The 14,694-nt window shown below is 40.5% G+C and carries 15 protein-coding genes; 14 read left to right on the top strand and 1 reads right to left on the bottom strand.

Features of this window, described 5'->3' with window-relative positions:
• Positions 1-13 precede the first annotated feature (13 nt).
• Complete coding sequence (locus tag AC0TWI_RS04265) at positions 14-781, top strand: glycerophosphodiester phosphodiesterase family protein (protein ID WP_488125099.1); 768 nt, start codon at positions 14-16, stop codon at positions 779-781.
• Positions 778-1,842: a phage baseplate protein gene (locus tag AC0TWI_RS04260; RefSeq protein ID WP_488125098.1), complete on the top strand. Its 1,065-nt coding sequence runs from the start codon at positions 778-780 to the stop codon at positions 1,840-1,842. The genes AC0TWI_RS04265 and AC0TWI_RS04260 overlap by 4 nt, the downstream gene beginning before the upstream one ends.
• Positions 1,843-2,019: 177 nt before the next feature.
• On the opposite strand, the gene AC0TWI_RS04255 is transcribed toward AC0TWI_RS04260, so the two are convergent.
• A complete protein-coding gene (locus AC0TWI_RS04255) occupies positions 2,020-2,373 on the bottom strand; it encodes a YkgJ family cysteine cluster protein (protein ID WP_488125097.1) in 354 nt (117 codons plus the stop codon).
• A gap of 811 nt (positions 2,374-3,184) precedes the next feature.
• On the opposite strand from AC0TWI_RS04255, the gene AC0TWI_RS04250 reads away from it, so the two are divergent.
• The 12 genes from AC0TWI_RS04250 (at position 3,185) to AC0TWI_RS04195 (ending at position 14,548) form a co-directional block, all read left to right on the top strand.
• Positions 3,185-3,451, top strand: a complete 267-nt coding sequence (locus AC0TWI_RS04250; protein ID WP_488125096.1) for a YesK family protein — start codon at positions 3,185-3,187, stop codon at positions 3,449-3,451.
• A gap of 440 nt (positions 3,452-3,891) precedes the next feature.
• Entirely contained in the window at positions 3,892-4,263 is a 372-nt protein-coding gene (locus AC0TWI_RS04245) for a DUF956 family protein (RefSeq protein WP_488125095.1), read from the top strand.
• A gap of 153 nt (positions 4,264-4,416) precedes the next feature.
• Entirely contained in the window at positions 4,417-5,394 is a 978-nt protein-coding gene (locus AC0TWI_RS04240) for a mannose/fructose/sorbose PTS transporter subunit IIA (RefSeq protein WP_488125094.1), read from the top strand.
• A gap of 32 nt (positions 5,395-5,426) precedes the next feature.
• On the top strand, positions 5,427-6,227 hold the full coding sequence (locus tag AC0TWI_RS04235; RefSeq protein ID WP_488125190.1) for a PTS mannose/fructose/sorbose transporter subunit IIC: 801 nt from the start codon (positions 5,427-5,429) through the stop codon (positions 6,225-6,227).
• A 19-nt stretch (positions 6,228-6,246) separates the two neighbouring features.
• Positions 6,247-7,158, top strand: coding sequence for a PTS system mannose/fructose/sorbose family transporter subunit IID (locus AC0TWI_RS04230; protein WP_488125093.1), 912 nt, complete (start codon positions 6,247-6,249; stop codon positions 7,156-7,158).
• A 135-nt stretch (positions 7,159-7,293) separates the two neighbouring features.
• Positions 7,294-8,310, top strand: a complete 1,017-nt coding sequence (locus AC0TWI_RS04225; protein ID WP_488125092.1) for an oxidoreductase — start codon at positions 7,294-7,296, stop codon at positions 8,308-8,310.
• A 145-nt stretch (positions 8,311-8,455) separates the two neighbouring features.
• Positions 8,456-8,968, top strand: coding sequence for a sigma-70 family RNA polymerase sigma factor (locus tag AC0TWI_RS04220; protein WP_488125091.1), 513 nt, complete (start codon positions 8,456-8,458; stop codon positions 8,966-8,968).
• Positions 8,961-10,004 (top strand): DUF4652 domain-containing protein, encoded by a 1,044-nt coding sequence (locus AC0TWI_RS04215; protein WP_488125090.1) that lies wholly within the window; start codon positions 8,961-8,963, stop codon positions 10,002-10,004. The genes AC0TWI_RS04220 and AC0TWI_RS04215 overlap by 8 nt, the downstream gene beginning before the upstream one ends.
• 267 nt (positions 10,005-10,271) lie before the next feature.
• Entirely contained in the window at positions 10,272-11,321 is a 1,050-nt protein-coding gene (locus AC0TWI_RS04210; protein WP_488125089.1) for a DUF418 domain-containing protein, read from the top strand.
• A 170-nt stretch (positions 11,322-11,491) separates the two neighbouring features.
• Entirely contained in the window at positions 11,492-12,247 is a 756-nt protein-coding gene (locus AC0TWI_RS04205) for an ABC transporter ATP-binding protein (RefSeq protein ID WP_488125088.1), read from the top strand.
• Positions 12,248-14,173 carry an ABC transporter permease gene (locus tag AC0TWI_RS04200; RefSeq protein ID WP_488125087.1) on the top strand — a complete coding sequence of 642 codons (1,926 nt, stop codon included), beginning with the start codon at positions 12,248-12,250 and terminating at the stop codon, positions 14,171-14,173. It begins immediately after the preceding gene.
• Between the two features lie 15 nt (positions 14,174-14,188).
• A complete protein-coding gene (locus AC0TWI_RS04195) occupies positions 14,189-14,548 on the top strand; it encodes a YxeA family protein (protein ID WP_488125086.1) in 360 nt (119 codons plus the stop codon).
• Positions 14,549-14,694: the final 146 nt, after the last annotated feature.

Here is a 14,694-nt window from a genome sequence, read left to right as displayed (position 1 = left end):
GAAGTAGATCAATATGATGAGAGAACAACTTCAAGCACAGTCCGGTATAATTGTTGCAGCCCATCGGGGATATAGCTCTGAGTATCCTGAAAATACCCTGCTGGCATTTCAAAAAGCAGTTGATATTGGTGTGGATATGATTGAGTTTGATCTACGACTATCCAAAGATCAAACAGTAGTAGTCATACATGACGATACTGTCGATCGGACTACGAATGGGACAGGAAAAGTAAATGATCTTACGGTAAAGGAACTAAAGCAATTGGATGCTGGTGAAGGGGAAACAATCCCTACACTTGAAGAGTTTTGTGAATTAGTAAAATCCTATCCGACATTATTGTATAACGTTGAGATTAAGCCTTGCGCTCATGCGATTGAAGTTGCGGATCGTACTATTGAAATGCTTAAAAGATATGACTTTCTTGATAGATGTGTATTCACGAGCTTTGATGCGGAAGTGGTTACGCATCTCCATGACAACTACAATGTAAAAACACAAGGCTTTCCCGGGGAGAAAATGTTGAATTATCTCCCCGGCGAAGCCGGCACCTACTCCAAACTATGGGCAGTGGCGCTTAGCATGGAGTTATTGAATCCTGAAATTGTACAAAAGTACAAGGCGGAAGGCAAACAGGCATGGTGCTATTGCCCAGATGATAAGGATCAAGTCAAATACTCATTGGATTGTGGTGCGACATTATTGACATGCAATGACCCATTACCTGCATTAAAGCAAATTAAGGAGAATTCGGAGAAAAAGAAGGAGTGTCATCGGATATGACGAGGTTGTTTCAGTTATTTAGAAAAATCCCCATGATACTATGCGGTGTAATTCTTATTTCCGCTTTCCCTCTTACGACAAATGCAAAACAGCTAGTGATTAGCAGCAAAATGTTTGTTTTGTCGGATGAAGGAAAGGCATTTATCCAGGACAAGCCGTTACACAATGGAACAGTGCTCCAGTCATTTGCCTTTGATGATGAGAAAAAGCACATCTATGTTGTACAGCTGATGGCTGGCGGTCAGCAGCTTCCGGATGAAGATGGACCGGTCAGTGGTGCAATTAGGGCTAAAAATGGTGATTTAACCTTAACCAAATTAGACCGGGATGGAAATAAGTTAGGCCATATGTTCCTTAAGGGATTCGGCCATGGAGTACAAATTGGCGTTGAAGTCGATAAGGGTGTCACGTATCTGTGGACAGAAACAGATGCCGTTACAGAAGGAAATGACGGTTGGGGAACACAGATTGCGAGATTTCCATTCGAAGCCGGTGCTATTTTAACTCCTGATTCTCCAGTCCTTGAAAAACATAGGCTGATTGAAGGAGCAGATCGAACAACTGTTAACATCGACAAAGCTCAAGGTATATTGACGATGCGGTACAGACTGGATGGAAGTTTTCGTTATGGCGTGTTTGATTTAGAACAAGTGAAGAAGGGAATCTATCAATCCATTGCTGATGTTCCTCAACCTATCGTTGGAACTTTCCAGGGCTTTGCCTCATACGGAAACTATCTGTATTTACTGGAGGGGAATGCATATGGGGCGAACGGCTCCGTTGCACCTTATGGTAATACGTATATAACAGCGGTCGATTTAAATACGGGCAAGGCAGTGGCCCGACAGTTGATTTCAGCGGGTAACTCAATGACGTTTAGAGAACCCGAGGGATTGGCCATTAGAATCCCTAATCCAAAACAGCCCCATAAAGCTCAGTTGCATATTGGCTTTGCATCAGACTTTACACCGAATAGATTAGCCAATATCTATTATTTAGAGCGCCTCATGCCGATAACGAGTAACCATCATCAGGATTCGTTGCTGGAGGGATATAATTAAAAAATGAAATGAATAGCAGCTGGTGGGAGTTTTTCTCCTCCTTAAGCAACAGATGAAACAAGAATCTGTTGCTTAAGGGGAGCTTTTTTTATGTTCGAAAAGACTTATATCATTGAAAAAATATACTCCAACCAAGGCATGATTTTTTCAAAAGAACAATATTCCCCTTTTAATCAATCATTTGATGAAATCTTTCCAAGTAAAATCTAACGTTAACATTCCAACATGTTTTCCTTTATCAGAGTGAACGATGGTTTTTGTCGCCAATTCTGGTTTTCTAAAACAAGCTAGCCCCTTATAATATCCGAACATACGACAAATGTCAGGTCTAACAGAATGGATTCCACATTGATCTTTGTTTAAATCATAGAAGATACAGGTTCCATAATATCTTTTTTGTTCCTGCAACTCTAAACGGGTTTTAGAAGGCATTGATTTTATCTTCTTTTTTATTCTCTTTAGTTCTCTGTCAGTAATAGGAACAGGCCCGCAGCACAATCCTTTACACCCTTTGCATGGTAAAGTTTCCATACGTACACCTCTTGAAAAAGTTTTTGCTTGCTAATATTCCCAATCAAAAAAAGCCTCGCATAAATGCGAGACTTTAAAAAGAGCCAATTAATACCGAGGCTTATAATTACTGTATGAAATCGAAGTGAATCTCTTGTCCAATTGAAATGCAAATACTCACTAAATTTATTATAGCAAAAATTAGGGTGAAAATCAAAGCGTGTGCTACCCTTATAAGATTTTTTCATTTTATTGAGGATAGCTCCATTTTTAGGACGGATGTTCTCTCCAAAATAAATAAGCAAACGAATGAACAATAGAACGGAAATTTATGTGCCCTTGCTTATAAGGCTGGAATGGTTTCTTTGTTAATGAGTCTGAAATATTTGAAGATGATGAAGGGGACAATGAATGTTGTGCTAAAATAGATTTGCAAGGAGTAAACTTATCCCATATATGGGGTATTTTATGGAGTTCTGCAATTGTTGTATTGGCTAAATCAGATACAAAAAGGAACGGGCAGGTAGTACAATACGGTCTTTTTAAGGGGGATGAATTTGTTATATATCAAGCTATTTGCTTCGGTTATAGTTGCACTTAATTTATATTTTTTGATTGAAAAGAAGCTCAAGGATAAAGAACGCTTATTGGGATACCTTGGTATAGCCCTCTTGCTATTTATACTATCAGCATAACGTTGATCTATATTTACAGTCGTTATTCAATGACGCTATTCCTCTAACGGGCGCGATTGTATTATAAGCGATTGTGTCTATATCGCAATCGGACCATTTTCTTGACTAAGTATATTATGTACAAAGGTGGTGAGAAAATGGATGCATTAATGTTAGATGGTTGGACACCGATACTGCTTACTGGGGTCATTGTTGCGATTATCATCTTTTTACTATCTCGGAAAATTTCTAGGAATGCTCTATTACTGACTTCTCTTGTCTTGAGTTTCGTCTGTGTCGGAATTGTAATTTACAGCATGAACGTTGTTGGAGGTTGGGAAGGTATGGGATTAGGAGTTTTCACGTTTAGTGGTTTTCTTGGGGTATGGATTGGTGCAATAAGCGGGATGTTTACTAAAAGTTAATATGAATATTTTTATTCAATTAGCGGGCGCAATTCTGGAACATGGATTTGCGACCGTTTTTTTTTGACGAGAAGTATATGAGTGAAAAAGGCAATCAGCATAGTTAGTGAATGTTAAGGGCAATTTTCACTCTCATGTAATTATTGCTTAGATAGAGTTTTGCTATACAGATTTTTACATTTTACTGGCTATAAATCTATACCTTTCTGCTTTTAATCAAAATTTTTGCCAAAGAGGCCCTGTTTTGGTTGAAGTTTTGTTTAAACCTTATTAGGTGGGGACATATGTATGTTAGGGCAGTTTTCTTATATTGCAAATCGGTATTTTCGTCTGCTCTAATTGCCGTCCAATTATTCTGTTCCATGATGTGTTCGTCCGGTTCCATCAAGGTCCTCTATTGGGGCTCGAAAAATAAATAATAAGGAAAGGGAGCGGGTCAATTGGTCCAATCAATTAATACAAAGGTCGATTTAGTTATGAATGCCACGTCCCACCTTGGGCTTTCAGAGTACGGTAAAGTCATGATCGGGGATAAAGGCTTTGAATTTTATAATGACCGCGACGCAAGAAAGTTTATTCAAATTCCGTGGGAAGAAGTGGACTGTGTAATTGCCTCCATCATGTTTAAAGGAAGATGGATTCCGCGCTATGCCATCAGAACGAAGAAAAATGGGACATTTACCTTTTCTTCTAAAGATCCGAAGGGGGTTTTGCGGACCATTCGTGAATATGTTGATCCGGATCGCATGGTCCAATCATTAAGTTTTTTTGATGTAATAAAACGCAGTTGGAAGGGTAAAAGTAAAAGGTAAAGTTTTTACATTAAACATATAGGCGCTGGTTTTCCTTCTTATCGTTCCACAAAGCAATACATATTGTGAATTTTCCCGGAAAGGCGAGTTTGGATCTTGGCTTTTTGGGGTGAAATATATTTTCATTAAAAATTATATGAAGGGGGCAGAAGGATGGTAGGAATAATTCTCGCCAGTCATGGTGAATTTGCCAATGGCATCCTGCAATCTGGAGAGATGATCTTTGGAAAACAGGATAATTTGAAAGCTGTTACAATCATGCCGAATGAGGGTCCGGACGATCTCAGAGCGAAAATGAAAGAAGCGATCGCCACTTTCGACAATCAAGAGGAAGTATTGTTCTTGGTCGATCTCTGGGGCGGAACACCGTTTAACCAGGCGAACAGCTTATTCGAAGAACATAGCGACACATGGGCGATCGTTGCCGGTTTGAATTTGCCGATGCTGATTGAAGCATTTGCCTCACGTTTGTCGATGAACACGGCCCAAGAAGTTGCTGCTAGCATTTTGAACACGGCGAAGGAAGGCGTTAAGGTAAGACCTGAAAAGCTGGAACCGGCAGAAACAACTCCAGCAGCAGCCCCTGCTAATAAAACAGCAAACGCAGGCACCCCCGGTACATTCAAATATGTGCTGGCCCGTATCGACACTCGCTTACTGCATGGACAGGTGGCTACTACGTGGACAAAAACGACAAATCCTACACGCATCATCGTCGTATCCGATGCCGTAGCGAAGGACGAGCTTCGTAAAAAGCTGATCCAACAAGCTGCACCTCCGGGAGTGAAGGCACATGTTGTTCCTATCAATAAAATGATCGAGCTTGCAAAGGATGATCAACACTTTGGGGGCCAGCGGGCGCTGCTTCTTTTTGAAAATCCGCAAGATGTACTTAGAGTTGTTGAAGGCGGTGTTCCACTAGAGACCATCAATGTTGGATCCATGGCGCATTCTCCTGGAAAAGTCCAGCCGAATAAGACGTTAGCCTTTAACCAAGAGGATATAGATACTTTCGCGAAATTAAAAGAACTTGGATTGAAGTTCGATGTACGGAAAGTTCCAAGTGATTCAAAAGACAATATGGACGAAATTCTCAAGAGGGCTCAACAGGAGCTGAATAAGAAATCCTGAATGGGAAAGATAAGGGAGGTTTCATCATGGACTTGACGATTATTCAAATAATATTAGTCTTGCTCGTAGCGTTTTTAGCCGGAGTAGAAGGGATTTTGGACGAGTTCCATTTCCATCAGCCCATTATCGCCTGTACATTAATCGGCTTAGTTACAGGAAACTTAGTACCATGTCTTATTTTAGGCGGAACCCTGCAATTGATTGCTCTGGGCTGGGCAAACATTGGAGCTGCTGTAGCACCGGATGCAGCATTGGCAGCGGTCGCATCTGCAATTATTTTGGTTTTAAGCGGAAAAGGCGAAGCTGGCGTTGCTTCTTCAATCGCTATTGCGGTCCCCCTTGCAGTGGCAGGTTTATTGTTGACGATCATCGTCCGTACAATCGCAACAGGAATCGTACATTTAATGGATGCGGCAGCTAAAAATGGGGATATCAGAAAAATTGAGATGTGGCAGATTATCGCAATCTGCATGCAAGGGCTGCGTATTGCCATCCCAGCTGGATTAATCATCGCTGTTGGTGCAGCCCCTGTTAGATCTTTACTCGAATCGATGCCAGCTTGGTTGACAGACGGATTGGCGATTGGCGGCGGAATGGTCGTAGCCGTCGGTTATGCAATGGTCATTAACATGATGGCTTCGAAAGAAGTATGGCCATTCTTTGCGATCGGATTCGTATTGGCAACTGTTTCAGAAATTACGCTTATCGGTCTTGGTGCGATCGGTGTGGCCCTGGCACTTATTTATCTTGCTCTTTCCAAAATGGGCGGATCCGGCGGTGGCGGCGGAGGCAACACGGGAGATCCAATCGGCGATATAATCGATAATTATTAAAAAGGAGGCAACGAAGAACATGGCAGAACAATTAAGGTTAACGAAAAGAGACCGGATCGCCATTTGGTTACGTTCAATGTTTCTTCAAGGCTCTTGGAACTATGAACGCATGCAAAACGGCGGCTGGGCATTTTCAATGATTCCTGCAATCAAAAGGCTATATAAATCGAAGGAAGACCGGGCAGCTGCTCTTCAACGGCACTTGGAGTTCTTTAATACACACCCGTATGTAGCCTCTCCTATTATCGGTGTAACGTTAGCGCTTGAAGAAGAACGTGCAAATGGTGCACCTGTCGATGACGTCGCCATTCAGGGGGTTAAAGTCGGCATGATGGGACCTTTAGCGGGTATCGGGGATCCAGTCTTCTGGTTTACGGTTAAACCGATCCTTGGTGCGTTAGCGGCTTCTCTTGCCATGAACGGTAATATTCTTGGCCCTATTATTTACTTTATTGCGTGGAACCTGATTCGTATGTCATTTATGTGGCATACGCAAGAAGCCGGCTACAAAGCCGGTTCCAAAATAACGGAAGACTTATCTGGCGGAATCCTCCAAGATATAACGCGGGGAGCGTCGATACTGGGTATGTTCATCCTCGGCGCATTAGTTAACCGGTGGGTGTCGATGACCTTTACGCCTGTTGTGTCATCCGTTAAACTCGATGAAGGGGCGTATATCGATTGGGCCAATCTGCCTGCTGGAGCAGCAGGGATCAAAGCGGCTTTGGAACAGCAAGCCGCCGGCCTTTCGCTAAGTGATGAGAAAGTGACCACTTTGCAGGACAATCTGGATGTCCTGATTCCCGGTTTGGCTCCCTTGCTGCTAACGTTATTATGCATGTGGCTGCTTAGGAAAAAGATTTCTCCAATATTGATCATTCTTGGTTTGTTTGTGGTTGGTGTTGGTTTCCACCTATTGCACATCATGTAAGAAGAAACGGGCCCTTGCTGATTCGGATCTATCGCGGCCACCCGCAGGGGTGGCCTTTATCGTGCGGCAGGTTACTGAAAAAGCTCATAATCAAGCGTATCACCATCTTAAAACTCTACCTTTTGGGGGATGCTTATGTTAACAATCGGTTATATCGGAAATGGGAAAAGTACAAATAGATATCATCTGCCTTTTGTGCTGCAAAGGGATCATATTAAAGTGAAAACAATTTATCAGCGGAATCCGCAACATGAAAGCTGGGATCGGGTACCGGGAGTCCACTATACTTCTGACTTGGACGAGCTGTTACAGGACGAGGAAATCCAACTTATTGTCATCTGTACAACCATTAAAAGTCATTATGAATACGCGAAATTGGCATTGGAGCACAATAAGAATTGCTTGGTGGAAAAGCCCTTTATGGAAACATCAGAACAGGCAAAAGAAATCTTTGCATTGGCAAACGAGAAAAATTTACTTGTCCAGGCATATCAAAATAGACGTTTTGACAGTGACTTTTTGACAGTTCAAAAGGTCATCGAAGAAGGGAAACTGGGAGATCTGCTAGAAATGGAAATGCATTTTGACTATTATCGTCCTGAAGTGCCGGAGTCTGCCGATACCTTTAACATTACGCAATCCTTTTTATACGGGCATGGCTGTCATACACTTGACCAGGTTATCAGTTATTTCGGCAAGCCTGATGATATTCACTATGATGTAAGGCAACTACTGGGTGAAGGAAGAATGAATGATTATTTTGATTTGGATTTGTACTACGGCACCTTAAAGGTCTCTGTTAAATCCAGTTATTTTAGGATAAAAGAAAGACCAAGCTTTGTCGTGTATGGCAAGAAGGGATGCTTTGTAAAACAAACGAAAGACCGGCAGGAAGAACACTTGAAGTTATTTTATATGCCGGATCATAAAGATTTTGGTGTAGATACCTTACAACATTACGGCGTGCTGACGTATATGGATGAAGAAGGTACTATCCGTGAAGAGAAGGTAAAATCCGTAAATGGCGATTATGGTAGGGTATATGATGATGTGTATGATGCCATTATAAACGGAAAGGAGAAAACGATCACGGACGAAGAAACCTTATTACAGATGGAAATATTAGAAACAGGCATTAAAACCTTAAAATAACTGTTTACCCCCTTCCCAGAAAAATTGGGAAGGGGGTTTTTCGTGCAAAAACTCCTCTGCCGGCAGGTTGAAATGGAAGATTATTTAGAAAAATGAACTTTTACCCTTTGAGCCTCGTTTATACTTATGAAAGGGGGAATGATTCGTGAATAAAGAACAATTATTGGAAGAAATAATGGACCAATATACAGAATTGATGTTTCGAATTGCTTATTATTATACGAAAGATATACAAGTGTCTGAAGATATTGTACAAGAAATATTCGTGAAATTTTACCATTCGTCTCATTACGAGGAACGGGGTAACATAAAGGCTTACTTATCAAAGATGACGATAAATCATTGTAAAGATTATTTGAGAAGCTGGTCGTACCGAAAAATAATCGTACAAAAAAAGTTAACACAAAGACACTATTCTCATAAAGATGACCTCATTCAAAAGGATGAAACAACAATGCTTGATGAGGCAATCCTTGCTCTGCCGTTAAAAAAACGTGAGGCGATTATCTATTTTTATCTTGAAAACATGTCGATTAAAGAGATAGCGGCCCTTTTGTCTGTTTCCGAAAACACAGTGAAGTCGAGGCTAAGAAGCGGCAAGGAGATGTTGAAAGCGAGTTTGCAGCATATCGAGTGGGAGGTATTGTTACATGACTAACTACCGGATGAAACGTCTACAAAACATAGAGGAAAACAAAGAGAGAATTATGGTAAATACGCGACGAAAAATAACTGAGCCAAAGAAAAAAACAGTCAATTGGACATTCATTTCAACATCGATGGCTGTTATTGTACTTTGTTCATTTGGTGCGGGACTGCTATGGGATTCAATTGAGACTTCACATGTCAGCAATCAATCAAGCATGGTTATTGAACAGTCTGAAGTTGAGAAGATTGTAATCGATATTGAGGAAACCGGTGAATCCATTACAGTCGAAAATAGGGAAACAATAGGAGTATTGGCAGACTGGTTAAACGAAGTATCTTCTCAGCCTCAATCCAAACTAAAGAATGAACAGTCTGTTTTATATCAAATTAATATAATAAATACAGGCGATGATCCATCCGGAGCCATTTCTATCACAAATGAAAAATTGATTATGGGCGATAACTTTAACGAAATCTCGGAACAACAGTATGAACAGTTTTCCAGCCTATTATTTAAAATAATGGACGATGAACGTGATGTTGTGTATAACGACCTTTTTGAAATAAAGGTGGAGGCAAATTATGATATAGCAAATCCTGATTCCCATTCAGGCTGGAAAACCTCTCCTGAAGGTTTACAGCAAGCAACGATAGTTGGAAAAGGTAAGGATGCAGCTGAAGAAGGAGAAGCATTACTTGTTATAGAAAACTTGGAAACAAATGAATCAACTATATATAAGCTCAAAGATAACAGTACAGCTCAGAATACGCCTAAATATGTAGAATGGATAGATGAAAACCGTCTATTTGTGATTGTTGGTTTGGCTCATGGTACGGTAACGATGGGCGGTCAGCTTTATGAAATGAACATTGAGGACAATACCATTCTCCCAGTATTCGAGGATGTAACAGGCAAAGAAGAAATTATGTCGATTAAGGCCAATGGTGACGGTGCATTCACGTATCAGAAACATATATACCTTGATGATGATTTAACTGAAGGCCGCATAGAAGAGGGCACCCTTCCATTTCCGCCTGCAAAGTAATGAAAGGGTTAATAAAGCGAGGCAAAACGATTTTTAAATCAGGCTAGAACATATAGAAATCTTGTACGTTCAATTGTGGCAGCTGAATGTCTGTTCGTTAAAAACCACTTGATGCAAAGATGATTCCATTGCATCACGTGGTTTTTATTTCTAGAGTGTAATTCGATCCTTTTCCATTAATTTTAAGGTTTATGTAAGGGTGACTTTAAAGCCGTGTAAGGTTGAGGCTTTATAGTAAGCTTATACAAAATAAAGGAGTACTGAATCATGAATCCATCCATTACGCAAAAGGAAAGAATTATTTCCTTAGATATTATCCGTGGTTTCGCTTTGTTTGGGATTTTATTAATCAATGTTGGAGCCTTTAAGCTCCTTACCGAGGGGGTTCAGATACCAGATTATCACGGCATGAACGGGATCATTGAAAAGTTAATCGACATGTTTGTTGAGAAGAAATTCTTTTCCATTTTTTCTTTCCTATTCGGGGCTGGTTTTTTTATTTTCGCATCGCGTGCTGAAAGCCGCGGTGATAAGCCGCGCTGGCGTTTTGCAAGACGTTTGTTGGCACTCTTATTGATTGGTATCCTTCATATCTTTTTCTTTTGGGGATCCATTTTAGCGATGTATGCCATCATCGGTTTCCTTTTGCTTCCTTTTTACCGGGCAAAGGTTTCAACGATTGGCAAGTGGCTTGGTGGAATCATTATTATCCATATTGCAGCACTTTTATGTAAGATGATAGTCCCGGATATAAAGGGACTGTCAAATGTTTCTGCGTTTCTTGGAAATGATGCTGTATTGATCTTCATTATGTTTTTAACAGGGCTTCTAGCTGCTAAAGCGGATTGGTTTAGAAATATAGGCGAGTTGTCCAATCGTATTAAATGGATTCAACTGATCACATTGCCCATTTTTCTTGGCATCTCGGTCTGGATCTGGGTTACTCCTAAAGGGGATTATGAGCAAATACAATCCATTATCGCTTTAGGTTCCATACCGACAACCTATTTGTACTTATCGACCCTATTTTTAATATTGGAGAACAAGCGTATTGTAAGACTGCTGATGCCGGTTGCCCGGGTTGGCCAAATGGCGTTCACGAATTATTGGGCGCAAAGCTTTATCGGACTTGCCATTATCTCATTAATGGGACTGGAAGTTGTGTCGCCGATCAACATTGTCATAATCTCCGTCATCATTTTTGCGATACAAATCGTGTTTAGCGTCATTTGGTTTAAATTTTTTACAATGGGACCATTAGAAAAGGTATGGCGATTTATGACGTATGGAAGAAGAACAGCTTATAAAGGGAAATGACTCAAACCCGGGAATGCGGATGGAACAGCATTCCCGGGTTTTGTGTATTCCAGTTTTCACCGCTAAAAGTGGCCTTTCGGATGTTTAAGGTTTATGTAAGGTTTAGATTAAAACAGTGTAAGGTCGGCCCATTATAATCAGATTTGTAGTCATCAAAGGAGGACTTTTTTATGAAAACCATCTTACGCGCAAACAACATACAAAAGGTTTACGGTACGAAAGGAAACCAATATAAAGTATTGGAAGATATTGATTTAGAGATAAAAGAAGGTGAATTTATCGGCATCATGGGTCCTTCAGGGGCGGGTAAATCCACGCTGCTCAATATACTGTCAACAATTGATACACCGACTTCAGGGGAGATCATTATTGCCGATCAAAATATCGTCACGATGAGGGAAGAACAACTATCAGATTTTCGCCGCAACAATCTCGGCTTTATTTTTCAAGATTATAACTTGCTTGATACGTTAACGGTTAAGGAAAACATATTGCTGCCGCTGGCATTATCAAAAGTGCCTTCTAAAGAAATAGAAAAACGTGTCCGGGAAATCGCCAATACGTTTGGAATTCAAGAAATACTTGATAAATATCCTTACCATATCTCTGGGGGCCAGAAGCAAAGAACAGCTGCATCCAGGGCAATGGTGACAAAGCCGAGCCTCATATTGGCGGATGAGCCTACAGGAGCGTTGGATTCAAAATCTGCTACTGATTTGCTGGAAAGCTTAACAGAGCTTAACGAGCAGCATCATTCCACCATCATGATGGTTACACATGATGCCTATGCAGCAAGCTTCTGCAAACGGATTTTATTTATCAAGGATGGCGGAATCTATGCGGAAATTCAAAAGTTGCAGAATTCCCGTCAAGAATTCTTCCAAAAAATCATGGATGTCCTTGCTTCACTTGGAGGTGGGCATTAAATGACGCTATTCAGCATTGCCAGAAAAAATATCAGAAAAAACTTTACCAACTATTTCTTATATATCGGGTCAATGATTTTCAGCATTATCATTTACTTCACCTTTGTTTCCTTAAAATATGACCAAGCCATCCAGGAAGCAACAGAATCATCCACTAAAATCAGCACTGTCTTCAATGGGGCTTCCGTGGTGCTAATGATTTTCGTGGCGGTATTTATTTGGTACACCAATTCGTTTTTTATAAAGAAACGGAAAAAAGAAGTGGGGCTCTACTCATTGCTTGGTGTCCGCAAAAAGCAAATCGGCCGGATGTTATTTTATGAAAACTTTATCATGGGAATTATCGCCCTAATGATCGGAGTCATCCTTGGTTCGGTCCTATCGAAGTTTTTTGTCATCCTGCTAATGAAGGTCATGGGGTTTGACGCGATTGGAAATTTGGCTCTCTCTCCTCAGGCAATCGTGAATACAATTATCGTTTTTACTTTGCTTACTGCGGTTACTTCCATACACGGGTATCGCTTAATTTACCGCTTTAAATTAATTGAGTTATTCAAGGCCGAGCAGGAAGGGGAAAAGGAACCAAAGGCCTCAGTGATAAGCGCATTGTTTGCAGTCCTGTTAGTTGGAGTTGGATACTGGCTTGCACTGCAAAACATATTGGTATCAGAAGTGTGGAGAAAAATGGGGTTTTTAATTACTCCACTCGTCATCTTAGTCACTGTAATTCTTGGTACGTATTTATTATTTAGTACATTAACGGTTTATGTATTGAGGCTGCTGCGGAAAAATAAACACCATTTTTGGAATGGCATCAATATAATCAGTACATCTCAGCTTCTTTATAGAATAAAGGGAAATGCACGTACATTAACGATTATTGCTGTTCTGAGCGCTACGACATTAACCGCGGTTGGAGCTGCCTATAGTTTTTACTATAATAACGGCACGAATGCAAAGTTAGCGAATCCGAACAGCATGATGTTTATAGCAAATGACAGTCAGCTATCGGAAAAGATTGAAGAGCGGATTTCACAGGATAAAGAACATACTATCGTCTATCAAATGACCGTTCCTGCCATCATGCTGGATGTTGATATTACAAACCTTCACAGCAATAATTTACCGGATGAAATGGAATACAGCATTATCGACAATACAACCTTTAACCGATTAGCCAAATTGCAAAAAAGGGATGAATCCCTATCATTAAAAGGCAATGAGGCGGCCGCGCTAGAAGCCGGCTATTCCGAAGATTTCTCACCGAAGTATATCGGGGCGACGATTCCGCTAAATACGGATGACAAAAGCGAGAAGATTACTTTTAAACAGTTGAAGAAATATAACGTCCTCAATCTACAAACAGCGGGTATGACAGTAGTTATTAGTGATGAGTTATTCTCTCAGCTTGCAAGTGAAACAAACCGTGTAAACATGGAAGCATACGAATTGAAGAATGAAGATGATGCAAAAACATTAACGAAAGAGATCCAAACAATGTTACCGGAGGACGCAAACTTCTCCAGCTTCTATTCCAATTATGCAAGTGGGATGGAGACAACCGGTTTACTTATTTTTATAGGCGGCTTTTTGGGACTGGTATTCCTTGCTGCAACAGGAAGCATTATTTACTTTAAGCAGCTGACTGAAGCGACTTTAGATAAGGATCGTTATGTAATCCTCCACAAAATTGGCGTAAATAAGAAGGAAGTAAAAAAGTCCATTTCGAAACAGATCTCCTTTATTTTTGCCTTACCATTGGCAGCGGGTATTTCCCACTCCATTGTTGCTTTAACTGCTCTGTCTAAATTAATGCAAACGAATTTGATGATTCCTGTCATCATCTGTATAGGTGTTTATGTTTGCATTTACATTGCCTATTACTTCTTGACGGTAAGAAACTACTACAAAATAATCGTGAAATAGAAAGAGGAAAAAACAATGAAAAAACTAATTGGATTGATCGCAGCGATCGTCGTCATCGTTGGCGGGTTGGTTATCATTCAAAATGTAAACTTCAACAGGCTGGGAGCAAAAGAGTATTTTACTCAAATTAGTGACGAAGGAAAGGTGCTGAAAGATAAAGATGACAATGGACGCATCTATGAAAGCTATGAATACGTACTTGCGGCATATGACCAGGATGGACAGCAAAAGACATTGACATTTACTGCCCAAAAGCAGCTTCGGAAAGATGCGTATTTAAGTTTATTTGTAAAGGACGATAAAGGGGTCACCTCCTATCAGGAAGTGAAAAAGGGGGATATCCCAAAAAAGGCGAGTGAGAAGCTGGATAAATAATTTCTGAAGGGGCTGGGACAAAACCCATCTCTGATACGAAAAAAGCCGGCGGAATTTTACGATGAGTAAAATTCCGCCGGCTTTAATTGTCTTTCATGAAAGATAAGGACCACTTCTGATAAAATTAAGTCACCACAACAAAATAT

Source organism: Lederbergia sp. B243.17, assembly GCF_057657925.1.
Note: the sequence above shows the minus strand (reverse complement) of the source record. Positions and strands in the feature narration are given on the sequence as shown.